Annotated in this window: 2 protein-coding genes; both read left to right on the plus strand. The window is 48.1% G+C overall.

Going from position 1 to position 831, the window contains the following annotated elements; all coding sequences use genetic code 11:
* On the plus strand, positions 1–386 hold a 386-nt coding region (locus K9U40_RS23090; protein WP_171410728.1), incomplete at its 5' end, for a hypothetical protein.
* The gene (locus K9U40_RS23095) at positions 379–798 is read left to right on the plus strand and encodes a hypothetical protein (protein WP_160012640.1); all 420 of its coding nucleotides are present in this window, start codon (positions 379–381) and stop codon (positions 796–798) included. The genes K9U40_RS23090 and K9U40_RS23095, both read left to right, overlap by 8 nt.
* The last annotated feature ends 33 nt before the right edge of the window (positions 799–831 follow it).

Below are 831 nucleotides of genomic sequence, written 5' to 3' on the forward strand. Positions count from 1 at the left end.
CAGCTCAATCTCTTAAGGACCTCGGCATAGAGCCTGAAAAGATTGTGCTTCTCCCAAACAACGTCACTGACCCCGAGTCATTTGAAAGTGACTTCGCGCTCATTTACAAGGCACGCCAGTTTGGTTTTTTTGTCCCTGAGCAAGCGATTCTTTCCACGGAGGCCTTCGAGATCCTTAAAAACGATGAGCGCTCGATCTTTGATGTGATTAATAACAAGATCAACTTCACTGCCAAGAAGGCTGAGTTGCGTAAAGCAGGAGACGACGAAGGTCTTGCCAAACTTGGGCAAGAGATCGTTCTTTACGATCTGAGCCGCTTTGCTTCGCGCAATATCAAAAAGGTTTTCGAATCAATCCCCCTCTTCGAAGGCCAAGAAAATGGATGAGGGCCTGCGCGCTGATGATTTTCGGCGCGCTTGGCCCACTGCGCTGTCCGCCGCGATGCGCGACGTGGGCCAACTGGCGGATCAAATTGAGACAGCAGCAGAGAAAGTAACTGCCGCCAACCGAGACGCGCTAGTTATCGCAGAGCTGCTTCCCAAGATGGTCGATGCGCTCCGTGTTTCTCTTCGCGAGGATGGAGAGAAACTCCTTTCGAGTAGCAGTGAAAGACTAGAGGAGATTGAAAAAAGAATCCAAGGTTTAGTCGATGAGGCAAGTGCCTTAGAAAAAAATATTGCAGCACGTACAGCTGAACTAGAACTTAGTGCAAACAAACTCGCTCGCCAGAGAGAGTTACTAAGAATTGAAACTGAGCTTCGAAAACGAAGGTGGTTTCACTTTTTCCACAAGGATTAAGAGGTAGAAATGCAAAAATGGGAACTTTTGGCT

The organism is Xanthobacter autotrophicus (assembly GCF_030015065.1).
GTDB classification, from domain to species: domain Bacteria; phylum Pseudomonadota; class Alphaproteobacteria; order Rhizobiales; family Xanthobacteraceae; genus Xanthobacter; species Xanthobacter autotrophicus_D.